This window comes from Streptomyces humidus, from assembly GCF_014649655.1.
Classification (GTDB): Bacteria; Actinomycetota; Actinomycetes; order Streptomycetales; family Streptomycetaceae; genus Streptomyces; species Streptomyces humidus.
Map to the genome: position 1 here is coordinate 105,033 of NZ_BMTL01000004.1, position 21,455 is coordinate 126,487.

General features: G+C 72.5%; 16 protein-coding genes and 1 pseudogene. 5 read left to right on the forward strand and 12 right to left on the reverse strand.

The genetic code is table 11. The features are described from left to right. Positions 1-14 precede the first annotated feature (14 nt). Entirely contained in the window at positions 15-1,262 is a 1,248-nt protein-coding gene (locus tag IE239_RS05580; protein ID WP_373308064.1) for an MFS transporter, read from the forward strand. A gap of 137 nt (positions 1,263-1,399) precedes the next feature. Here the strand turns inward: IE239_RS05580 and IE239_RS05585 are convergent, their stop codons facing one another. The 3 genes from IE239_RS05585 to pdhA (IE239_RS05595) are packed head-to-tail and all read right to left on the reverse strand — an operon-like array spanning position 1,400 to position 5,088. Next, entirely contained in the window at positions 1,400-2,863 is a 1,464-nt protein-coding gene (locus IE239_RS05585; protein WP_190148131.1) for a dihydrolipoamide acetyltransferase family protein, read from the reverse strand. 10 nt (positions 2,864-2,873) lie between these two features. Continuing rightward, positions 2,874-3,866, reverse strand: coding sequence for an alpha-ketoacid dehydrogenase subunit beta (locus tag IE239_RS05590; protein ID WP_190148132.1), 993 nt, complete (start codon positions 3,864-3,866; stop codon positions 2,874-2,876). 1 nt (position 3,867) lies between these two features. Beyond that, positions 3,868-5,088, reverse strand: coding sequence for a pyruvate dehydrogenase (acetyl-transferring) E1 component subunit alpha (pdhA, locus tag IE239_RS05595; protein ID WP_069771529.1), 1,221 nt, complete (start codon positions 5,086-5,088; stop codon positions 3,868-3,870). Positions 5,089-5,742: 654 nt separating this feature from the next. On the opposite strand from pdhA (IE239_RS05595), the gene IE239_RS05600 reads away from it, so the two are divergent. After that, the gene (locus IE239_RS05600; protein WP_190148133.1) at positions 5,743-7,017 is read left to right on the forward strand and encodes a phosphotransferase; all 1,275 of its coding nucleotides are present in this window, start codon (positions 5,743-5,745) and stop codon (positions 7,015-7,017) included. 153 nt (positions 7,018-7,170) lie between these two features. Here the strand turns inward: IE239_RS05600 and IE239_RS05605 are convergent, their stop codons facing one another. Beyond that, on the reverse strand, positions 7,171-8,700 hold the full coding sequence (locus tag IE239_RS05605) for a protein kinase domain-containing protein (protein ID WP_190148134.1): 1,530 nt from the start codon (positions 8,698-8,700) through the stop codon (positions 7,171-7,173). 412 nt (positions 8,701-9,112) lie between these two features. Between IE239_RS05605 and IE239_RS05610 the strand changes: the two genes are divergently transcribed. Then, entirely contained in the window at positions 9,113-10,744 is a 1,632-nt protein-coding gene (locus tag IE239_RS05610) for a protein kinase domain-containing protein (RefSeq protein ID WP_190148135.1), read from the forward strand. 153 nt (positions 10,745-10,897) lie between these two features. Here IE239_RS05610 and IE239_RS05615 read toward each other — a convergent pair whose 3' ends face one another. Continuing rightward, positions 10,898-11,446, reverse strand: coding sequence for a bacterial proteasome activator family protein (locus IE239_RS05615; RefSeq protein WP_190148136.1), 549 nt, complete (start codon positions 11,444-11,446; stop codon positions 10,898-10,900). Between the two features lie 163 nt (positions 11,447-11,609). On the opposite strand from IE239_RS05615, the gene IE239_RS05620 reads away from it, so the two are divergent. Continuing rightward, positions 11,610-12,149, forward strand: a complete 540-nt coding sequence (locus IE239_RS05620; RefSeq protein ID WP_190148137.1) for an ICP22 family protein — start codon at positions 11,610-11,612, stop codon at positions 12,147-12,149. 158 nt (positions 12,150-12,307) lie between these two features. Here IE239_RS05620 and IE239_RS05625 read toward each other — a convergent pair whose 3' ends face one another. Continuing rightward, on the reverse strand, positions 12,308-13,288 hold the full coding sequence (locus IE239_RS05625; protein ID WP_190148138.1) for an NAD(P)H-quinone oxidoreductase: 981 nt from the start codon (positions 13,286-13,288) through the stop codon (positions 12,308-12,310). 67 nt (positions 13,289-13,355) lie between these two features. Continuing rightward, positions 13,356-14,054: pseudogene (locus IE239_RS05630) on the reverse strand (potassium channel family protein); the annotation flags it as partial. A 121-nt stretch (positions 14,055-14,175) separates the two neighbouring features. On the opposite strand from IE239_RS05630, the gene IE239_RS05635 reads away from it, so the two are divergent. Beyond that, positions 14,176-15,291 carry a potassium channel family protein gene (locus IE239_RS05635; protein ID WP_190148313.1) on the forward strand — a complete coding sequence of 372 codons (1,116 nt, stop codon included), beginning with the start codon at positions 14,176-14,178 and terminating at the stop codon, positions 15,289-15,291. A gap of 121 nt (positions 15,292-15,412) precedes the next feature. Here IE239_RS05635 and IE239_RS05640 read toward each other — a convergent pair whose 3' ends face one another. The 5 genes from IE239_RS05640 to pdhA (IE239_RS05660) all read right to left on the reverse strand — a co-directional run bounded on the left by IE239_RS05640 (position 15,413) and on the right by pdhA (IE239_RS05660) (position 21,329). After that, entirely contained in the window at positions 15,413-16,828 is a 1,416-nt protein-coding gene (locus tag IE239_RS05640) for a molybdopterin molybdotransferase MoeA (protein WP_190148140.1), read from the reverse strand. Continuing rightward, on the reverse strand, positions 16,825-17,739 hold the full coding sequence (locus IE239_RS05645) for an NTP transferase domain-containing protein (protein ID WP_229877825.1): 915 nt from the start codon (positions 17,737-17,739) through the stop codon (positions 16,825-16,827). The genes IE239_RS05640 and IE239_RS05645 overlap by 4 nt, the downstream gene beginning before the upstream one ends. A gap of 82 nt (positions 17,740-17,821) precedes the next feature. Further along, complete coding sequence (locus IE239_RS05650; protein WP_190148142.1) at positions 17,822-19,192, reverse strand: dihydrolipoamide acetyltransferase family protein; 1,371 nt, start codon at positions 19,190-19,192, stop codon at positions 17,822-17,824. Then, the gene (locus tag IE239_RS05655; protein WP_190148143.1) at positions 19,192-20,196 is read right to left on the reverse strand and encodes an alpha-ketoacid dehydrogenase subunit beta; all 1,005 of its coding nucleotides are present in this window, start codon (positions 20,194-20,196) and stop codon (positions 19,192-19,194) included. Before IE239_RS05655 ends, IE239_RS05650 begins: the two co-directional genes overlap by 1 nt. Continuing rightward, positions 20,196-21,329: a pyruvate dehydrogenase (acetyl-transferring) E1 component subunit alpha gene (gene pdhA / locus IE239_RS05660; RefSeq protein ID WP_190148144.1), complete on the reverse strand. Its 1,134-nt coding sequence runs from the start codon at positions 21,327-21,329 to the stop codon at positions 20,196-20,198. Before pdhA (IE239_RS05660) ends, IE239_RS05655 begins: the two co-directional genes overlap by 1 nt. Between the last annotated feature and the right edge of the window lie 126 nt (positions 21,330-21,455).

The window sequence follows — 21,455 nt, forward strand, 5'->3', positions numbered from 1 at the left end:
GCGGACGGCGCGCCATGGCCGTCTGGGGGATCGGCGTCTCGGTCTACTTCGTCGCGGTCATCTTCCGCACATCGCTGGGAGTGGCCGGCCTCGACGCCGCCGACCGTTTCCAGGTGAACGCCTCGGCTCTGTCGACGTTCTCCATCCTGCAGCTCCTCGTCTACGCCGGCATGCAGATACCGGTGGGCCTGCTGGTCGACCGGCTCGGCACGAAGAAGGTGCTGGCCATCGGCGTCGTGCTGTTCACGGCCGGTCAGCTCGGCTTCGCCTTCTCCCCGTCCTACGGCACGGCACTCACCTCGCGCGCCCTGCTGGGCTGCGGGGACGCGATGACGTTCATCAGCGTGCTGCGGCTGGGGACCCGGTGGTTCCCGGCGCGGCGCGGGCCGATGGTCGCCCAGCTCGCAGGCCTCGCCGGGATGGCGGGCAACCTCGTCTCCACCCTGGTCCTGGCCCGTCTGCTGCACGACGTCGGCTGGACGGCGGCCTTCGCGGGCAGCGCGCTGGCGGGCGTGGTGGTGCTGGTCCTGCTGCTGCTGTTCCTGAAGGACCACCCCGAGGGCTACGAACCGGAGCCGTTCCCACACCGGGGCGCGGCCTACGTGCGCCGCCAGATCGCCGCGTCCTGGCGTGAGCCGGGCACCCGGCTGGGCCTGTGGGTGCACTTCACCACGCAGTTCCCCGCCATGGTGTTCCTGCTGCTGTGGGGGCTTCCGTTCCTGGTGCAGGCACAGGGCCTGACCCGGGCCACGGCCGGTGAGCTCCTCACGCTGGTGGTCGTGTGCAACATGGTCGTGGGTCTGGTCTACGGCCAGACGGTCGCCCGTCACCACGGGGCGCGGCTGCCGCTGGCCCTGGGCACGGTGGGCGCGACGGCCCTGATGTGGGCGGCGACACTGGCCTGGCCCGGCGACCACGCGCCGATGTGGCTGCTCGTGGTGCTCTGCGCGGTCCTCGGCGCGTGCGGACCCGCCAGCATGCTCGGGTTCGACTTCGCCCGGCCTGCGAACCCGCCCGAGCGCCAGGGGACGGCCTCCGGCATCACGAACATGGGCGGCTTCGTGGCGTCCATGACGACGCTGTTCGCGATCGGCGTGCTGCTGGACGCGACCGGCGGCGACTACACCATCGCCTTCTCCTTCGTCTTCGTCCTGCAGGCCCTCGGCGTCAGCCAGATCCTGCGCCTGCGCGGGCGGGCGGCCCGGCGGGAGCGGGAGCGGCTGGTGGCCAGCAGGGTGGAGACGGTGCACGTGCCCGCCTGAGGACGGCTGCACGCCTGAGGACTGCTGCCCGTCCTCGCGCGGCGCGAGGACGGCCGGCCCGTCCCCGCGCGGCTCGACGGAGAGGGAGCCGCGTCCCGTGCGACCGGGTCGCGGCTCCCTCCGCCGGGCTCGGCCGCTCAGCCCCAGGTGATCAGTCTCTTCGGCTGCTCCAGGATCGCCGCCACGTCGGCCAGCACCCTGGAGCCCAGTTCCCCGTCCACGAGGCGGTGGTCGAAGCTCAGCGCCAGGGTGGTGACCTGGCGGGGCTTGACCTTGCCCTTGTGGACCCACGGCTGGAGCTTGATCGCGCCGATCGCGAGGATGGCGGACTCGCCGGAGTTGAGGATCGGGGTGCCGGTGTCGACGCCGAAGACGCCGACGTTGGTGATGGTCACGGTGCCGCCCTGCATGGCGGCGGGGGACGTCCTGCCCTCCCTCGCCGTGGACACCAGTTCGCCGAGGGACTCCGCCAGCTGCGGCAGCGTCTTGGCGTGCGCGTCCTTGATGTTCGGGACCAGCAGCCCTCTGGGGGTGGCCGCCGCGATGCCCAGGTTGACGTAGTGCTTGACCACGATCTCCTGCGCCGCCTCGTCCCAGGACGCGTTGATCTCCGGGTGTCGCTTGACGGCGACCAGCAGAGCCTTGGCGATGAGGAGGAGCGGGTTGACCCTGAGGCCTTCCATGTCCTTGTCCCGCTTGAGCTCCTCGACGAGCTTCAGCGTGCGGGTCACGTCGATCGTCACGAACTCCGTGACGTGCGGCGCGGTGAACGCCGAGCCGACCATCGCCGCCGCCGTCGCCTTGCGCACGCCCTTGACCGGGATGCGGGTCTCCCGGGCCGTGTCGTACGAGGCCACGGGCGCGGCCGCGGGGGCCGTGACCAGGGCCGGGGCGGCCGGCTCGGGCGCCGTCGGAGCGGACACGGCGGCCGGGGCCGCCGCCGCGTGGACGTCCTCACGGGTGATGACGCCGTCCGGGCCGGACGGCACCACCGTGGCGAGATCGACGCCCAGGTCCTTGGCCAGCTTGCGGACCGGCGGCTTGGCCAGCGGCCGTTCCCGCACGGCGGCCGGGCCGCCGTGGCCGTTCAGCTCCGCCTGGAGGGTCTCCGGGACCCGCGGGACGGTGATCTCCGGGCCCTTGCGCGGCCGGCGCTTGGTGGAGGACGCGGCCACGCCGTAGCCGACGAGCACCGGCTGCCGGCCCGAGCCCGCCGGCTTCGCCGCCTCGGGCTTCACGGACCCGGCCGACGTCGCCTCGGCCTTCGGCCGGGCTTCCTCCGGCGAGGCCTGCGGCTGCGCGGGAGCCTGCGCCGGTACCCCGGCGACCGGGCCCGCGCCGCCCGCCACGTCCACCGCGATGATCGATGTGCCCACGTCGACCGTGGTGCCCTCGGGGAAGTGCAGCGCGCGCACGACGCCGTCGTAGGGGATGGGCAGTTCCACGGCGGCCTTTGCGGTCTCGACCTCGCAGACCACCTGGCCGTCCGTCACCGTGTCGCCCGGCTGGACGTACCACTTGAGGATCTCGGCCTCGGTGAGCCCCTCGCCCACGTCGGGCATCTTGAACTCGCGTACGGACGCTTCCGTCATCGTCGTCACGACCCTCTCCTCAGTACGCCAGGGCACGGTCGACGGCGTCGAGCACCCGGTCCAGGCCCGGCAGGTACTCCTCCTCCAGGCGCGCCGGCGGGTACGGGGCGTGATAGCCGCCGACCCGCAGAACCGGCGCCTCCAAGTGGTAGAAGCAGCGCTCGGTGATCCGGGCGGCGATCTCCGCGCCCGAACCGAAGAACACCGGCGCCTCGTGGACGACGACCAGGCGTCGGGTCTTCTCCACCGACGTCTGGATCGAGTCGAAGTCCAGCGGGGACACCGAGCGCAGGTCCAGGACCTCCAGGTTCTTGCCCTCCTCGGCGGCCGCGGCGGCGACCTCCTGACAGAGCTTCACCATCGGTCCGTAGGCGACGAGGGTCAGGTCCGTGCCCTCGCGGACCACCTGGGCCTTGTGCAACGGGCCGGGGATGGCCTCGGTGTTCACCTCGGCCTTGTCCCAGTAGCGCCGCTTCGGCTCGAAGAAGATCACCGGGTCGTCGCTCTGGATGGCCTGCTGCATCATCCAGTACGCGTCGGACGCGTTGGACGGGGAGACGATCTTCAGGCCCGCCACATGCGCGAAGAGCGCTTCCGGCGACTCCGAGTGGTGCTCGACCGCGCCGATGCCGCCGCCGTAGGGGATGCGCACGACGACCGGCAGCTTGACCTTGCCCAGCGAGCGCGCGTGCATCTTCGCGAGCTGGGTGACGATCTGGTCGTAGGCCGGGAAGACGAAACCGTCGAACTGGATCTCCACCACCGGGCGGTAGCCGCGCAGGGCCAGCCCGATCGCGGTGCCGACGATGCCCGACTCGGCGAGCGGGGTGTCGATGACACGGCTCTCGCCGAAGTCCTTCTGCAGACCGTCCGTCACCCGGAAGACGCCGCCTAGCTTGCCGACGTCCTCGCCCATGATCAGGACCTTGGGGTCCGCTTCCAGGGCGCGGCGCAGCGACTCGTTGATCGCCTTGGCCAGGGCCATGTTCTTGGTGCTCGCGGTGACCGCCATCTCAGTTCCCCCCCGTACCCGCGGCGAAGCCGCTCTCGGATTCCGTCGCGAACGACGCCTGGTACGCGGCGAACTGCGCCCGCTCCTCGTCGACCAGCGCGTGTCCGTCCGCGTACACGTTCTCGAAGATCGCGAAGTGGTCCGGGTCCGGCATGGCGCGGACCGCTTCGCGCACTCGCCTGCCCAACGCCTCGCTCTCCGCTTCGAGTTCCGCGAAGAATCCCTCGTCCGTGTGGTTTGAGGCCTCCAGGTGTCGGCGCAGGCGCAGGATCGGGTCCTTCGCCTCCCAGGCCTCGCGCTCCTCGTCGGCCCGGTACTTCGTCGGGTCGTCGGAGGTGGTGTGGGCGCCCATGCGGTACGTGTACGCCTCGACGAGGGTGGGACCCTCGCCGTTGCGGGCCCGCTCCAGTGCCCACCGGGTGACCGCCAGGCAGGCCAGCACGTCGTTGCCGTCCACGCGGACGCCCGGGAAGCCGTAGCCCTGCGCGCGCTGGTAGAGCGGGACGCGGGTCTGCTTCTCGGTGGGCTCGGAGATCGCCCACTGGTTGTTCTGGCAGAAGAACACGACCGGCGCGTTGTAGACCGCGGAGAAGGTGAAGGACTCCGCCACGTCGCCCTGGCTGGAGGCGCCGTCGCCGAAGTAGGCGATGACCGCGCTGTCCGCGCCGTCCTTGGCGACGCCCATCGCGTACCCGGTCGCGTGCAGCGTCTGGGAGCCGATGACGATGGTGTACAGGTGGAAGTTGTTGCTGTTGGGGTCCCAGCCGCCGTTGTTCACGCCGCGGAACATGCCGAGCAGGTTCGTCGGGTCGACCCCGCGGCACCAGGCGACGCCGTGTTCGCGGTAGGTCGGGAAGACGTAGTCGTCCTCGCGGGTGGCCCGGCCGGAGCCGATCTGGGCGGCCTCCTGGCCGAGCAGTGAGGCCCACAGGCCCAGTTCGCCCTGGCGCTGCAGGGCGGTGGCCTCGGCGTCGAAGCGGCGGGTGAGCACCATGTCGCGGTAGAGGCCGCGGAGGTCTTCAGGGGTGACACCGGAGACGTACTTGGCGTACTCGGCGTTCTTGGCGTTCTTGACCCGCTTGCCCTCCGGCGTCAGCAGCTGCACGAGCTCGGGCTCGGCGCTCTTCCTGGCGGTGGTGCGGGTGCGCTCGGTGCCGCTGGCGCCGGCCTTGCTTCCGGCGCTGCGTCGCGGCTTGTGCGCGGCAGTGCTCTCCACGGTCACGTGTGCTCCTCCGTCGGTCCGGCCCCCGGGGTCGCCGGGTGGCTGGGGTCCCCCCGGCTCTCCAAGAGCCTGAGGGAGCGGCTCACCTGTTTCCGACACCCGTGCACGGGGTGGGTGTCACTCGGCCGGAACAGGCGTGACAGGTGCCCCGGCGAGCGCCCTGCGGTCGACACGTTACCCAGTGCTTCACATTTCTGTGTAACCCTCCTGACCTGCGTTTTTGCTTGGATTTCCAAGTAAATCGGCAAAGTCGGAAAGGAGCCTGGTCACAGCCTTGCAGGAGGCCGGAGCAACGGCACGTTATCCCGGCCACCCGCGCCACGGGAAGAGCCCTCGGGGAGCGACCTGCGGCCGTTCGGGCGGGCGGGGAGGAGGCCTGCGGGCCCCCGCGGCCGCCGACCGCCCCGCCCGGCGGGCCCCTCACCGGCTTCCTCGCGGCGCTCTCGTGGCGCTGTCATGGGCACGCTCGCCGGGGCCTCGTGACGCCCTCGCCGGCACCCTCTCCGGCACTCCGCCGCGGGCCTCGGCATGACCTGACGCGACCGCCTGTGACACCTGTTGACGTCCGGTGACCATCTGTGACAACGCCCAGCTCACGGGCCGGAATCGTGGCCTAGCATCGGGCGCGTGCCGCGCTCCTGTGTACCCCCCTCAATGCCCCACGCGCCCCCTCTGGGCACGTTGCTCCACCGGTACGCCGCCGGCTCCGCACTCGCCTGCGAGCCCGTCGAGGAGGGGCTGCTCAACCGCGGATACCGGCTGCGCACCACCCGGGGTTGTTACTTCCTCAAGCACCACTTCGACCCGGACACCGCCGACACCGCGTCGATCACCCGTCAGCACCGGGTCACCGAGCGCCTGGCTGATCTGGGCGTCCCGGTCGCTCCCCCGCTGCCCGGCCGCGACGGCCGCACGGTCGCCGTCGTCGGCGGCCACGCCTACGCCCTCCACCCGTGGATCGAGGGCCGCCACCGCCACGGCTCCCAGCTCACCCCCGGCCAGTGCGGCCGTCTCGGAGCGCTGCTCGGGGTGGTGCACGCCAGCCTGGAGCACGTGATGCGCGCGCCCGCCGGGCAGTCGGCACCGGGGCCTGAGGCGCGGGTGCCTCCGGCGCGCGAACCGGAGCGCACCACCCAGGCCGGGCGCGGCGCCCGCGCCGATCGCGCCCCCCGTTCGCAGCGCACCCCGCCCGCCGAGCCCGTCACCGCCCCGGCGGGTCCCCCCACGCCCGCCGCCCCTGTCCGGACCGACAGGGCCGACCGGCTCGACCGGCTCGACCGGGTAGGGCCGGTGCCGCCGGTCGGGCCCGCCGCCCCCTTAGGATCCGCCGCTGCGGAACGAGGCCGAACCGGAGTCCTCGCCCCGAGCCCCGACCCCGCGGACACCTTCGTCCTCATCGAGGATCTCCTCGCGCGGGTGCGACGCCACCGCCCCGCCGACTGCTTCGACGAACTCGCCCGCCACCGCCTCCTGGAGCGGCGCGGGCTCCTGGAACGGCACGCCGGCCGGCGCCCCCCGCACGGCGGCCCGGTCGGCTGGGTGCACGGGGACTTCCACCCCTTCAACCTGCTCTACCGCGGGGACGCACCCGCCGCCATCATCGACTGGGACCGGCTCGGGGTGCAGCCCCCCGCGGAGGAGGCCGTCCGCGCGGCCGCGATCTTCTTCGTCCGGCCCGACGGCACGCTCGACCTGCCGAAGGCGAGGACGTACGCACGCGCGTACCGGCGGGCGGCGGGTGCCTCACCGCGCGAACTCGCGGCGGCCGTGCACCGCGTGTGGTGGGAACGGCTCAACGACTTCTGGATGCTGCGCTGGCACTACGAGCGCGGCGACACCCGCGCGGACTCCCAGTTCCCGGCGTCCTCGGCGCTCGCCGTCTGGTGGACACGGGAGTACGACGCCGTCTGCGGGGCGTTCACGGACTGATCCGGCGGAGCCCCTCGGCCCGGCCCGGTCCCGCCGGAACGCGCACGCGCGCGTGCAGCCCGGTCAGGGCCCACGCGCGCGTGGAGGACGAAGTGGAGGACGAGACGCAGCCGCCGGACCGGTGATCCACCGGCCCGTCACCCGGCGATCCGGTCACCCGCCGCCGAGAGCCCCGCCGACGGTGGTGTTGCCCGGGTCGGTCCCGCCCGTCGGGGTCCCCGTGGCGGGGGTGCTCGGCTCCGTCGGCGTGTCGCTGGGCTCGCCCGACGGCTGGCCGCCCGTCGGCTTGTCCGTCGGCTCGCCCGTCGCGGACTGGGACGGAGAGGAGGTCGGAGAGGCCGAGGGCGAGTACGACGGCGAATAGTCGTGGTTGGTGTTCGAACCGGTGTTGTCGCCGGAGGAGTCGCCGCTGGACGTCTGGCTCTCCTCGTCGCTGGGCTTCTCGCTCGGTGCGGTCTCCGAGACGGACGGCGAGGCGGAGGGCGACGGGGAGGTCCCGGTGCCGCCGGTTCCGTTGCCCTTGTGGTTCACGGCGAGCGCGACGCCCGCGGCGATGGCGATCACCGCGAAGACGGCGAGGATCCACAGCTTGCCCCGGCCGCTGCCCCGGTTGCCGTGCCCTTCGAAGCCGCCGTCGTCGCCGCCGCCGTAACCGGCGGGCAGGATCGGCTGCGGGATCTGCGAGGTGTGGGAGCCGGGGGCCCCGTGCTGCAGCACGGCCGTCGTGCTCGCGAAGCCGCCGGGGGGCGTGCCGACGCCGCCCGAGGCGCTCACCGGGCCGGTGTTCCAGGTGCCGGTGTGGCCGCCCTGGTCGTACAGCATCTGCAGCCCGTACTGGACGAGGCCGCGCATCTCCTCCGCCGTCTGGAAACGGTCGTCCGGATCCTTGGCGAGGGAGCGCATGACCAGGCCGTCCAGCTCCGGCGGGCACTCCCCTCCCGAGGTCTGCGACGGCGGCACCGGGATGTCCTGCACGTGCTGGTAGACCACCGACAGCGGCGTCTCGCCGGTGAAGGGGGGGCGCAGCGCAAGGAGCTCGTACAGCAGGCAGCCGGTGGCGTACAGGTCGGAGCGGTGGTCGACGGCCTTGCCGAGCGCCTGCTCCGGCGAGAGGTACTGCGGGGTGCCCATGACCATGCCGGTCTGCGTCATCGTCGTGGAAGCGCCGTGCAGGGCGCGCGCGATGCCGAAGTCCATCACCTTGACGGCGCCGTTGTGCGTGATGATCACGTTCGCCGGCTTGATGTCGCGGTGCACGATGCCGTGCTGGTGCGAGTAGGCGAGCGCCTCCAGCACACCGGAGGTGATGATCAGGGCCTGCTCCGGACCCGGCGCCTCGGCGTTGAGGAGGAGGTCGCGGATCGTGCGTCCCTCGACGATCTCCATCACGATGTACGGCACGCTCTGGCCGCCCACGAAGTCCTCGCCGGAGTCGTACACGGCGACGATCGCATGGTGGTTGAGGCCGGCCACCGACTGGGCCTCGCGCGTGAAGCGGGCCTTGGACACGGGGTCCTCGGCGAGATCGGCGCGCAGCAGTTTGACCGCGACGGTGCGGCCGAGACGTACGTCCTCGGCCGCGAACACCTCGGCCATGCCGCCCCGGCCGAGTCTGCGGGTCAACCGGTATCGGCCGTCTCCGACCAGCCCTCCGTTGCCCCAGTTCTCCGGCGCATCTGACATACCGCCGCCAGTCGCCTCGGGGTCGGACGGGCCCTGAGCGCGCTGCTGTGCCATCAGTCCTCGCCGTCGTTTCTGCCCGCGGTGCGCGCGGTGTTGTCACGGTCTCCGTCGGCCACGCTACAGCCTCCGCGCAAGCCGCCGGTCCGGGACGATCCCCGGAACGATCCCCGGGGAGGACCCCGGCGCCCGTCCGGGACGGACCGGCCATCAAACCCGTACTCCGTGCAGCCGTGCAAATTCTGTGTACCGGCTGCACGGCACCTGTAACGCTTCCGCGACGCTTCTTTCTCTTAGGGTCACGGAACGGGCACCGAACTTGACGTGTCGGTGCCCTGCGGCAGACTTGGCCGGGAATAGCGCTTTCGGTCGACGACGGTCAACGGCGCCAGAAGGTCTACGGGGGACGCAGAAAATGAGCCAGGACGGCGCGCAGGGCCGGTACGCGGGGCGAGCGCTCGCCGCCGGACGCTATCAGCTGCGCGACTTGCTCGGCGAGGGCGGCATGGCCTCGGTTCACCTCGCCTACGACGCCGTGCTCGACCGCCAGGTCGCGGTGAAGACCCTGCACACCGAACTGGGCCGTGAGCAGGCCTTCCGCGAGCGGTTCCGCCGCGAGGCGCAGGCCGTGGCCAAGCTCACGCACACCAACATCGTCTCCGTCTTCGACACGGGCGAGGACGACGTGGACGGGCTCACCACGCCCTACATCGTCATGGAGTACATCGAGGGCCGCCCGCTCGGCTCGGTGCTCGACGAAGACGTGCACCGGCAGGGCGCGATGCCGGCCGACAAGGCCCTGAAGATCACCGCGGACGTCCTGGCCGCGCTGGAGATCAGCCACGAAATGGGGCTGGTCCACCGCGACATCAAGCCCGGCAACGTGATGATGACCAAGCGCGGCGTGGTCAAGGTGATGGACTTCGGCATCGCACGGGCCATGCAGTCCGGCGTCACCTCGATGACGCAGACGGGCATGGTCGTCGGAACCCCGCAGTACCTCTCGCCCGAACAGGCCCTCGGGCGCGGGGTGGACGCCCGCTCCGACCTGTACTCGGTCGGCATCATGCTGTTCCAACTGGTCACCGGGCGGCTGCCGTTCGAGGCCGATTCACCGCTTGCGATCGCGTACGCGCACGTGCAGGAGGAGCCCGTGGCTCCCTCCTCGGTCAACCGGGCGCTGCCCCCGGCCGTCGACGCGCTCGTCGCCCGCGCGCTGAAGAAGAACCCGAACGAGCGTTTTCCGACCGCGGTCGCCATGCGTGACGAGTGTCTGCGGGTCGCCGCGTCCTTCCAGCCGGCCCCGCCGAGCATCGTCCCGGGCGCGCAGACGTCCAGCGGCGCCGGCGTCGGCTCGGCGGTGTTCCCGCCGGTCGGCCAGGGCACCCCGCCGCAGGGGAGCGTGCAGACGCCGTACCAGCCCGGCCCCCACCCGAACCCCTACGGCGCTCCGACACCCGCCGCGTCCTACGGCTACCCGCAGCAGGGCGGTTACCAGACACCCGCTCCGGCGTACAACCAGCAGGCGCCGCACACCCCGCCCGGCTATCACCTCAGCCCGCAGCCGTCGACCGCCGTCCCCTCCGGCTCGGGCGACAGCCGCAGGAACAGCAGGACGGTCCTCATCGGCTCGGCCGTCGTCGCCGTGGTCGCGGTCGGCGGTCTGATCGCCAGTCTCACCGCGGGCGGCGGCAGCGACGACGCGAAGGGCGGCGGGACCACGCGCTCCTCGCCGGCTACGACGAAGGCGGCGGACTACCGCGCGCCGGACCCCTCCAAGACGATCGACGCGACGGAGTGCTCCGAACCGCAGGAGTCGTACAACGACCCCGCCAAAATCCGGGTGCCGAACTTCAAGTTCAAGTACATCGGCTCGGTCAAGGCGTGCTTCCAGGCCGCCGGCTGGCAGTACAAGATCACGAAGGTCGACGAGAACACCTACGGCGACGGGGCAGTCATGGAACAGTTCCCCTCCGCCGACACGGACGTCGACCCCAGGGACATGCCCGAGATCGAGCTCAAGGTCTCCACCGGCAACCCGGCGTGACGTCCGGCCGGCGAGTCTGACGTCGTCCGGCCTCGGCTGCGCCCGCACCACACCGGACGATGGCGCCCGACGGCGTCCGGCCTCATGTGAAAGGGCCCGGCGTCCGACGCCGGGCCCTTGACGTGTACTTCGTACGCCTACAGGTACGGCCGGCTACAGGTACGGCCCGCCCGTACGCCCGCCCGCGGCGCGCGGGTCGTCCGCGCCCTCGTGGCTCACTCCTGGCGGCAGCGCGCGGCGCATCTGCTCCAACTGAGCCCGCGCGGCCATCTGCTGGGCGAAGAGCGTGGTCTGGATGCCGTGGAAGAGACCCTCCAGCCAGCCGACCAACTGGGCCTGCGCGATGCGCAGCTCCGCGTCGCTCGGCGTCGACTCCTCGTTGAACGGCAGGGACAGCCGCTCCAGTTCCTCGACCAGCTCAGGGGCCAGGCCGTCCTCCAGCTCCTTCACCGAGCTCGAGTGGATCTCCTTCAACCGGGCCCGACTCGCCTCGTCCAGAGGAGCCGCGCGCACCTCCTCCAGCAGCTGCTTGATCATGCTTCCGATCCGCATGACCTTCGCCGGCTGCTCGACCTGCTCCGTCACCGGGATCTCGCGGGAGTCCTCGTCGGCGTCGATGCCGCCGAGGGCCATGCCGTCCTGGCCTACGACCAGGATCTTCTGGGCGTTCTCCGGCGAGCTTTCGTTCCTCGGCATCTCCATGCCGTCATTCTCTCGCACGACTCCACCGCATCACCGTGGTGCCCCCCGTGAAGGGTGATCCATCGTTTCCGTTCGGCGGAGTCCGGAATGCGGTGAAAATTCGCCGATGCCACGCTTGGTGGGTGTTTTCTTGGCAACCGCTCATCGGGAGGGGGTCACGGACGTGACTCCATGGCAGTGGGCATGGTGCGGGACGCGGGCGGCCACGACGGCCCTCGCGGGAGTTCTCGTCCTGTCGTACGGGGGCGCCGCGTCGTACGCGGCCGGCTCGGCGCACGGACGCGTGCCGGTGTCCGCCCAGGCTCCCGCGCCGGCCACGCCCTCCCCCTCCCCGCGCGAACCCGACCGGGCCGGCAGCCGGGCGGGCGAAGGGCGCGAGCGGCCCGGCCGCGGGGACGAAGGCGAGGACGGGACAGCGCAGGAACCGGGCGGCGAGGACGTCCCCGGTGAAGACCCCGACTCAGGGGACGGCGAGGCGGAGGCCGGCGACGGCGAACACGCCGACGACGGCGCCTCCCGGCCTCCGGAGTCCCCCGTCCCCGTGACCTCGACGGAGCCACAGGACTCCGTGGGGCAGGCGGCCACGCAGGGCGAGCGGGCCGACGGCCCCGTCCTGCAGATCCTGCCCCTCGGCAGCGGTCTCGTCCTGATCGGCCTGGGAATCGCCCTCGCGATCGCCGCCCTCCGCCTGCGCCGCGGCTGACACCGATCCGGGCGGACCGCTCCGGAGGGAGAGCTACGGAGTGACGGCTCCGGAGCGACCGCTCCAAGGTGAGGGCTCGGCCGGACGGCGCCAGCTCGACGCCGTCTGCCCGACGCCACCGCAGGAGCGACTCCCGGCGAACCATTCCGGACCGGTGGCTAGGGCGCGACCAGCAGCACCTTGCCGATGTGGCCGCTCTCCTCCACGACACGGTGGGCGGCGGCCGCGTCGCTCATCGGGACTTCCCGGTCGACGACCGGACGCACCCGGCCCGCGGCGACCAGCGGCCAGACGTGCTCGCGCACGGCCTCCACGATCGCGGCCTTCTCCTCCAGGGGACGGGCCCGCAGCGAGGTCGCGCTGATGGCGGCACGCTTGCCGAGAAGCGCCCCGATGTTCAGCTCGGCCTTGGCGCCGCCCTGCATGCCGATGATCGCGAGACGGCCGTTGACGGCGAGCGCCTGGACGTTGCGGTCCAGATACTTGGCGCCCATGTTGTCGAGGATGACGTCGGCGCCGACGCCGGCGGTGGCCTGCTTCACCTCGGCGACGAAGTCCTGCTCGCGGTAGTTGATCAGGATGTCGGCGCCCAGCTCGGCGCACTCGTCCAGCTTCTCCTTGGTGCCCGCCGTGACGGCGACCCGCGCGCCGACGGCCTTGGCCAGCTGGATCGCCATGGTGCCGATGCCGCTGGAGCCGCCGTGCACGAGCAGCGTCTCTCCGGGACGGAGGTGGGCGATCATGAAGACGTTCGACCAGACCGTGCTCGTCACCTCGGGGAGCGCGGCGGCCTGCCGGAGGTCGACGCCCTCGGGCACCGGAAGCAGCTGGCCGGCCGGCACGGCGACCTTCTCGGCGTAACCGCCGCCCGCGAGCAGCGCGCACACCTCCTCGCCGACGGTCCAGCCGGAGACGCCGGGGCCGATCGCGGCGATCCGGCCGGAGCACTCGAGGCCGGGGTAGCGGGAGGCGCCGGGCGGCGGGTCGTAGAAGCCCTGCCGCTGCAGGATGTCGGCGCGGTTGACGGCGCCGGCCACCACCTCGACCAGGACCTCGCCCTCGCCGGGGACAGGATCGGGAACCTCGTCCCACACCAGCGCCTCGGGACCGCCAGGTTCGGGAATCGTGATCGCATACATGAGGACGACGCTACTCCTCGCCCCCGCCGGAAGACCGCGGCAGAACGACGCGCGGTCGCTGGAGAGTTCAGGCGGGCGGCAGCGGCGGCACGCCCGGCATCCCGGGAGCGCCGAGGCCGGCGTGTACCCGGTCCGGCCCCACCCGCACGATGGTGACCAGCCGGTCCGTGAGCTGCAGCACCCCGATCGCCGGGTCGTCGTAGGCCAGAACACGATGCCCGCGGACGACGCTGACCACCAGGTCGGCAGTCTCGCGCGGGCCGCGGCCCGCCTCGGCCTTGGTGACCGGACGCTCGACCAGGTCGAGTCCGTCGCCCTGCTGGATGAGGTCCTCCATGACCCGGCCCGCCGCCGGGCTGAGCACGGACAGCCCCAGCAACCGTCCGGCCGCCCCGGCGCTGGTGATGACCTCGTCGGCGCCCGACTGCTTGAGCAGCGGCGCGTTCTCCTCCTCGCGGACCGCTGCCACGATCTTCGCGCCCGGGTTGAGCTGACGCGCGGTGAGCGCGACCAGGACAGCCGTGTCGTCGCGCTGGGTCGCGATGATGATCCGGCCCGCCCGCTGCACCTCCGCACGCCGCAATACGTCGCTGCGCGTCGCGTCGCCGACCACGCCCTCGTAGCCTTCGGCCTTCGCCGTGTCGACCGCCTTGGCGCCCGGGTCGATCACCACGACCTGCTCCTTGCGCAGGCCCGCGGCACAGGCCGTCCGGATCGCGGACCGGCCCTTCGTGCCGAAGCCGACGACGACAGTGTGGTCGCGCAAGAGGACCTCCGGGGATCATGGGCATCTGAGGGTCTGGGACACATGTTGATTCATGACGGGCGCGAACCCGCCGGGAACCATGGTGCCCACCGATCGGATCACCGTCAGCAGGGGGCACACGATGAAGGACCACGAACGACAGCCCGGCCCGGCCAGGCTCTCACTGTTCAGGTCCCTCTGGTACCGCTCGCGCACCGAGGCCCGCGACGACGCCGAGGCGGGGCGCTCCATCGCGATGCCCGTGCGCGTCGGTGTGCCCCCGCTCCAGCAAGTGCTGCGGCGACTCGCCCTGGGGCTCCTGGTACTGGCCGTCACCACCCTGATCGTCTACGCCGACCATGACGGCTACAACGACAACTCGGACGGCTCTGTCAGCCTGCTGGACGCGGCCTACTACGCGACCGTCACCCTCTCCACCACCGGTTACGGCGACATCACCCCGGTCAGTGACACGGCCCGGCTCGTCAACATCCTGGTCATCACACCACTGCGCGTGCTGTTTCTGATCATCCTGGTCGGCACCACCCTGGAGGTGCTCACCGAGCGCACCCGCCAGCAGGTCCGCATCCACCGCTGGCGCGCCCGCACCAGCGGCCACGTCGTGGTCGTCGGATACGGCACCAAAGGCCGCCACGCGGTGCAGACCCTGATCGGGCAGGGCATCCCCAAGGACAACATCGTCGTCGTGGACACCGAACGCAAAGCCGCGCTCGTCGCCGGGGACGACGGCCTGGTGTCGGTGACCGGGGACGCCACCCGTTCGGAGACGCTCATCAAGGCCGAGGTACAGAGCGCCTCACGAGTGATCGTCTCGCCCCAACTCGACGAAACGGCCGCCCTGGTCACCCTCACAGCCCGTCAGCTGAACCGGCGCGCCACGATCGTGGTCGCCGCTCGGGAGGACGAGAACGTGCCGCTGCTCAAGCAGAGCGGCGCGGACACCGTGATCACCAGCTCCAGCTCCGCCGGACGACTGCTCGGCGTGTCGATGGTCAGCCCGACGGTGGCCAGGACGCTGGAGAGCCTGATGACCCTCGGCAGCGGCCTGGACCTCATCGAGCGGCCGATCACCGAGGCGGAAGCGGGCAAGGCGCCCCGCACCTGCGCGGATCTCGTCGTGGCTGTCGTCCGGGGCAAGGAACTGCTCGACTACACCGACCCCCGGCTCGCCCGTCTGCAGGAGGGGGACCGGGTGATCACGGTCAGCCGGGCCGCTTCGGTCCCCGAACAGGCATGACGCTGTTTCACGTGAAACGGGGCGGGGTTTCATGTGAAACCGGAGCCCAGGTTTCACGTGGAATGAGAGCTGGGGTTTCACGTAGGAAGGGCAGAGGTTTCACGTGGAACGATGCGTCGTTTCACGTGAAACATGCACTGATCCCGGCCGTCGCCCACGGCAGGTCGAGCATCTCCGTCTCCTGACCCGCCCGTGCGCCGCCCGGCGGCACGACGGCGAGGGCGTCGGCCGCGGCGATGCCCCGCAGCATGGCCGGACCGTTGTAGTGCAGCGGCACGGCGCGGTCGCCCCGCAGGACCACCGGGATCAGCCGGGTGTCGTGCGGGTGCCCGTGCACCGTCTCCCGCAAGGGCAGCCTGTACGACTCGGGAGCACTGCGGGCGGCAAGAGTGCGCAGCAGCGGCTCAGCGAGCGTGAGCAGGCCGGAGACCGCCGCGAGCGGGTTGCCCGGCAGACCGACGAGGTGCTGGTCCTCCTTGACGCGCGCCAGCAGCATGGGGTGTCCGGGACGCACCTTGACGCCGTCGACGAGGAGTTCGGCATCGATCCGGCGCAGGGTGGGGTGCACATGGTCGACGGGCCCGGAGGCGGTCCCCCCGGTGGTGACGATCAGATCCGCGCGGGACGAGGTGATGGCCTTGTACAGGGCCTTCGCGTCGTCACGGAGCCTGCGTACGGCGATGACCTCGGCGCCCGAGGCACGCAGCCACGACGGCAGCATCGGGCCGAGCGCGTCCCGGATGAGGCCGTCGTGCGGGCGGCCCTCGGTGAGCAGTTCGTCGCCGAGAACCAGTACCTCGACCCGGGGCCGGGGCACGGCGGTCACTGTGTCGTACCCGGCGGCGGCGGCGAGACCGAGGACGGCCGGGGTCACCACCGCTCCGGCGAGCAGCAGCTGATCGCCGGAGCGGCACTCCTGGCCGCGCGGACGGATGTCCTGGCCGTGCTGCATCTCACGGGTCGGATGCAGTCGGCCGTTGTCGTCGGTGCGACCGTGCTCGCTGCGCAGCACCGCGGTGGTGTCCGGGGGGATCCGGGCCCCGGTGGCGATCCGGACGGCTTCGCCGTCGGCGAGGGGAGCGGGCGCGGAGCTCCCGGCGAGTACGCCGCCCTCCCGAACGTGCCAGGGTCCGGGACCCGCGACCGCCCATCCGTCCATCGCCGAGGTGTCGAACGAGGGCAGGTCGGTGAGCGCGGTCAGCGGGGCGGCCAGGACCAGACCGAGGGCGTCGCCGAGGCCGACGGAGACGGGAGTGGGACGGATGCCCGGCCGGACGGCGCGGGCGGCGATCGTCCTGGCCTCCGGCCAGGCGGTGGCTCGGTGGTGATGTTCGGCGGCGGCCCGGTGACCCGCCTCCGCGGCCCGCGCGGAAGCGTCCGCGGCCCGGGCGGACGGCGAGGCCTCGGGCTCGCGCTGTGCGGGGCGGAGGTCGCCGGCCGGGCGGGAGGAGCCGTTGCCGTGCTTCACGAGGGCGAGTGCCTCCTCGACGTCGAGGTCCTCGGCGTCGAGGCCCTGTCGGGCGCCGTGCGGGGTCATCCGGCGTCCGGTCCCGGGCCGCCGGTCTCCGCGGCCTTGTCCCGCCCGGCCTCCTGCCCGGCCTCCTTCTCAGCCTCCTGGGCCCAGCGCACCGCCAGCGCGGCGGCCTTGCGCGCGCCCTCGGCGACGGCCTCGGGGCCGCCACCGGCCTGCGCGGCCGCGTAACCGACCAGGAAGGTGGTCAGAGGGGCAGCCGGCCGGGCCACACCGTGGGCGGCGTCCCGGGCGAGGTCGAGGAGGACGCCGGTGTCGACGTCCAGGTCGACGCCGAGTTCGTCCTTGACTGCGGAAATCCATTCATCCAACACGTGGTCATGCTCCCTGATACGGGCTCTGGCAGTGGCGATGTCGTCCCAGGTGTCGCAGTCGAAGGACCCGACCGGGTCGGGGACGCGGGCGAGGTCGAGCCCGGCGGTCAGCCGGCGCAGCGGCAGCCCCGTGAGGTTGCCGTGGGAGGTGGTGAGCACCGCCAGCTCGCGGCGCAGCGCCGTCGTGCGGTACGCGGCGACGAGCGGCTGGTCGCGGCCGTCCGCGTCGGTGAGCAGTGCGCCCTCGGCTCCGCCGGAACGCAGGGCGGTCAGCAGCCGCCGCACGGTGTCCGGGGCGAGGAAGGGCAGATCGGCCGAGAGGACGAGGACGTCGTCCTGCGTGACGCGGCGCAGCCCCGCGTCCAGCGCGGCGACGGGCCCCGCGCCGGGCGGCTCCTCACGCGTCCAGAGCACGGGTCGGGGGGTGGGGCGGGGAGCTGCGACGACGACGGTGGCGCGGGCGTCGGCGCAGGCGCCGAGGACCCGGTCCAGCAGAGCGCGCCCGCCGACCCGCACGCCCGGTTTGTCGGCCCCGCCGAGCCGACGGGCGCCGCCGCCGGCGAGCACGACGGCGTCGTAGGCGGCGGGCTCGTTCGAGTTCACCCCCCGAGTATGGGGGCCGATCCCCGGCTTCCGGGCACCAGGGACCACGCCGGACGCGGGAAGCGTGGCGACGCCCCCGCGGTCACAGGGTGCGCAACAGCACCGCCGGCTGCTCCACGCAGTCCGCGACATGGCGCAGGAAACCGCCCGCCGTGCCGCCGTCGCACACCCGGTGGTCGAAGGTGAGCGAGAGCTGGACGACCTGGCGCACCGCCAGCTCGCCTTCGTGGACCCACGGTCTGGGGACGATGCGGCCGACGCCGAACATGGCCGCCTCGGGATGGTTGATGATCGGCGTGGAGCCGTCGACGCCGAACACTCCGTAGTTGTTCAGCGTGAAGGTGCCGCCGGTCAGCTCCGCGAGGGTGAGACGTCCTTCGCGGCCGGCCTCGGTGAGCCGGGCGATCTCCGCGGTGAGCCCCTCGGCGTCGCGCATGTGCGCGTCGCGGACCACGGGCACGACGAGGCCCCGCTCGGTCTGCGCGGCGAAGCCGAGGTGGACCTGGTCGAACTGGACGATCTCACGGGCGGCCAGGTCGACGGTGGCGTTGAGTTCCGGGAAGCGGGCCAGCCCCGCGGTGCAGATACGGGCGAACAGCGCGAGGAGGGAGATCTTCGGCCCGCCGGCCGCGTTCATCGCGGTCCGGGCCCGCATCAGTTCGGTCGCGTCGGCGTCCACCCAGCAGGTCGCGTCCGGGATCTCGCGCCGGCTGCGGGAGAGCTTGTCGGCGACGGCGCCGCGGACGCCCTTGAGCGGGACGCGGCGGCTTCCGGTGAGGGCGGAGGGCCCGGCGGCCTGCCGCTGAGCCGCCCGCGCCGCCTGTGCCTCTTCTTCTCGGGGCGCGGCCACCCGCAGCGCGTTCTCCACGTCCGCACGCAGGATCAGTCCCTCGGGCCCGGAGCCCGTGAGCTCCCGCAGGTCCAGTCCGTTCTCCCGTGCGAGCCTGCGCACCAGCGGGGAGATGACGGGGACGGGTCCGCCGGGCGCCTCGGCCGGTGCCGCCGACGAGGCCGGGCTCACCGAAACCGCCGGGGCCACCGGGGCCGTGCCGTCGACCGTGACGGTGGCGGCGGGTTCCGGCCGCGCGGCGCGGACCCTGCGCCTGCGCGCGGGCGCCTCCGACGTGCCGTATCCGACGAGCACGTTGCCCGAACCCCCGGTGCCGGCCCCGGCTTCCGCAGCGTCGGCCACGGCGTCGGAGGCCGGCGCGCCGACCGCGACCGTGATCAGCGGGGCGCCGACGGGCAGTTCCGTGCCCTCGTCGCCGAACCGTGCGGTCACCACCCCGCCGTAGGGGCAGGGCACCTCGACCATCGCCTTGGCCGTCTCGACCTCGACGACCGGCTGGTCGACGGCCACGACGTCGCCGACCTGGACCAGCCAGCGGACGATCTCCGCCTCGGTGAGCCCCTCACCGAGGTCGGGGAGCTTGAACTCCAGCACCTGTGCCATCAGTTCCCGGCCTCCCACTGCAGCCGCGCCACGGCGTCGAGGATGCGGTCGACGCCGGGCAGGTGGTGACGCTCCAGCATCGGCGGCGGATAGGGCAGGTCGAAACCGGCCACACGCAGCACCGGCGCCTCCAGATGGTGGAAGCAGCGCTCTGTGACACGGGCCGCGATCTCCCCGCCCGGACCGCCGAAGGAGCCCGACTCGTGGACGACGACCGCGCGGCCGGTACGCCGTACCGACGCGGCGACCGTCTCGTCGTCGAAGGGCACCAGCGAGCGCAGGTCGACGACCTCCAGGTCCCAGCCCTCGGCGCGCGCCGCCTCGGCGGCTTCGAGGCAGACCGGAACCGACGGCCCGTACGTGATCAGTGTGGCGCTGCGGCCCGGACGCCGCACCACGGCACGTCCGATCGGCTCGACGTCCGCAGGCTCCTCCGGGTTCCAGGCGTCCTTCGACCAGTACAGGCGCTTGGGTTCGAGGAAGACGACCGGGTCGTCGGAGGCGATGGAGGCGCGCAGCAGGCCGTAGGCGTCGGCGACCGTGGCGGGGGTGACGACGTGGAGGCCCGGGGTCGCCATGTAGTAGGCCTCGGAGGAGTCGCTGTGGTGCTCGACGCCGCCGATGCCGCCGCCGTAGGGCACCCGGACGGTGATCGGCAGGGGCATCCGGCCGCGGGTGCGGTTGCGCATCCGGGCGACATGGCTGACGAGCTGCTCGAACGCCGGGTAGGCGAACGCGTCGAACTGCATCTCCACGACCGGCCGCAGGCCGTACATGGCCATGCCGACGGCGGCGCCGAGGATGCCGGCCTCGGCGAGCGGCGTGTCCGTGCAGCGGTCCTCGCCGAACTCCTTCGCCAGCCCGTCGGTGACCCGGAAGACGCCGCCGAGGGCGCCCACGTCCTCGCCCAGGACGTGCACGGACGGGTCGGCGGTCATCGCGTCGCGCAGCGCGCGCGTGAGGGCCTGCGCCATGGTGGCGGGCTTGAGGGCGACGGTCGTCATCAGTGCGCGCCTTCCTGCTCGGCCTCGAGCTCGGCCCGCAGCAGCGCCTGCTGCTCGCGCAGCTGGGGAGTGGGCTCGGCGTACACGTGGGAGAAGAGGCCCATGGGGTCGAGGACCGGGTCCTGGTTCATCCGGGCTCGCAGATCGGCGGCCATCGCCTCGGCGGCGTCCCGCGCGGACTGCCTGGCGTCCTCGTCGAGCAGCCCGCGCGCGGTCAGCTCGTGCTCCAGCAGCTGGATCGGGTCGTGCTCACGCCAGGCCTGCACCTCGGCGTCGCCGCGGTAGCGGGTGGCGTCGTCGGCGTTGGTGTGCGCGTCGATGCGGTAGGTGACCGCCTCCACCAGGGTCGGGCCTCCGCCCTCGCGCGCCCGGCGCACGGCGTCGGCCAGCACCTCGTGCACGGCGGCCGCGTCGTTGCCGTCGACCAGGCGGCCCGGCATGCCGTAGCCGACGGCCTTGTGGGCCAGTGAGGGGGCGGCGGTCTGCTTGGCGAGCGGGACGGAGATGGCGAAGCCGTTGTTCTGGACGAGGAAGACGACCGGGGCCTGCCAGACGGCGGCGAAGTTCAGCGCCTCGTGGAAGTCGCCCTCGCTGGTGCCTCCGTCGCCGACCATGGCGAGTGCGACCACGTCGTCGCCCTTGAGGCGGGCGGCGTGTGCGAGGCCGACGGCGTGCGGGAGCTGCGTGGCGAGCGGGGTGCACAGCGGCGCCACCCGGTGCTCGTAGGGGTCGTAGCCGGTGTGCCGGTCGCCGCGCAGCAGGGTGAGGGCCTCGACGGGGTCCACGCCGCGTGCGACGACGGCGAGGGTGTCGCGGTAGCTGGGAAAGAGCCAGTCGCGCTCCTCCAGGACGAGCGCGGCGGCGATCTCGCAGGCCTCCTGGCCGGTGCTGGACGGATAGACGGCGAGTCGGCCCTGCTTGGTCAGGGCGGTGGCCTGGACGTTGTAGCGGCGGCCGCGCACCAGCTGGGCGTACAGCCGGCGCAGCAGCTCCGGGTCGGCGTGTGCGGCCGCGTCGGTGCCGAGGACGCGGAACGGCTCCGCGTCCGGCAGCAGCGGCGCGGGGTCGGTGCGGGGCTGCCAGGCCGGCGGCGGAGTCGGCCGGTACGTGCCCCGCTGCTCCATGACCGTCATGACGGCACCTCCTCGGGGATGCGGCTACGGGAGGCGTGTCGGCTGTGACCCGCCTCACCTACCGATTGTTCGGTCGTCGGCACATTTTGGCTACAGGGCCCCTCAGGCTGTGGACAAACGGTTCTC

What these genes read in the sequence shown, in the direction of transcription:
- IE239_RS05590 (WP_190148132.1), bottom strand. Translation starts at nt 3,866, where the DNA reads ATGGCGGTCACCGCGAGCACCAAGAACATGGCCCTGGCCAAGGCGATC.
- IE239_RS05640 (WP_190148140.1), bottom strand. Translation starts at nt 16,828, where the DNA reads ATGACCCCGCACGGCGCCCGACAGGGCCTCGACGCCGAGGACCTCGAC.
- IE239_RS05650 (WP_190148142.1), bottom strand. Translation starts at nt 19,192, where the DNA reads ATGGCACAGGTGCTGGAGTTCAAGCTCCCCGACCTCGGTGAGGGGCTC.
- IE239_RS05615 (WP_190148136.1), bottom strand. Translation starts at nt 11,446, where the DNA reads ATGGAGATGCCGAGGAACGAAAGCTCGCCGGAGAACGCCCAGAAGATC.
- IE239_RS05635 (WP_190148313.1), top strand. Translation starts at nt 14,176, where the DNA reads ATGAAGGACCACGAACGACAGCCCGGCCCGGCCAGGCTCTCACTGTTC.
- IE239_RS05655 (WP_190148143.1), bottom strand. Translation starts at nt 20,196, where the DNA reads ATGACGACCGTCGCCCTCAAGCCCGCCACCATGGCGCAGGCCCTCACG.
- IE239_RS05625 (WP_190148138.1), bottom strand. Translation starts at nt 13,288, where the DNA reads ATGTATGCGATCACGATTCCCGAACCTGGCGGTCCCGAGGCGCTGGTG.
- IE239_RS05605 (WP_190148134.1), bottom strand. Translation starts at nt 8,700, where the DNA reads ATGTCAGATGCGCCGGAGAACTGGGGCAACGGAGGGCTGGTCGGAGAC.
- IE239_RS05610 (WP_190148135.1), top strand. Translation starts at nt 9,113, where the DNA reads ATGAGCCAGGACGGCGCGCAGGGCCGGTACGCGGGGCGAGCGCTCGCC.
- pdhA (WP_190148144.1), bottom strand. Translation starts at nt 21,329, where the DNA reads ATGACGGTCATGGAGCAGCGGGGCACGTACCGGCCGACTCCGCCGCCG.
- IE239_RS05580 (WP_373308064.1), top strand. Translation starts at nt 15, where the DNA reads ATGGCCGTCTGGGGGATCGGCGTCTCGGTCTACTTCGTCGCGGTCATC.
- IE239_RS05600 (WP_190148133.1), top strand. Translation starts at nt 5,743, where the DNA reads ATGCCCCACGCGCCCCCTCTGGGCACGTTGCTCCACCGGTACGCCGCC.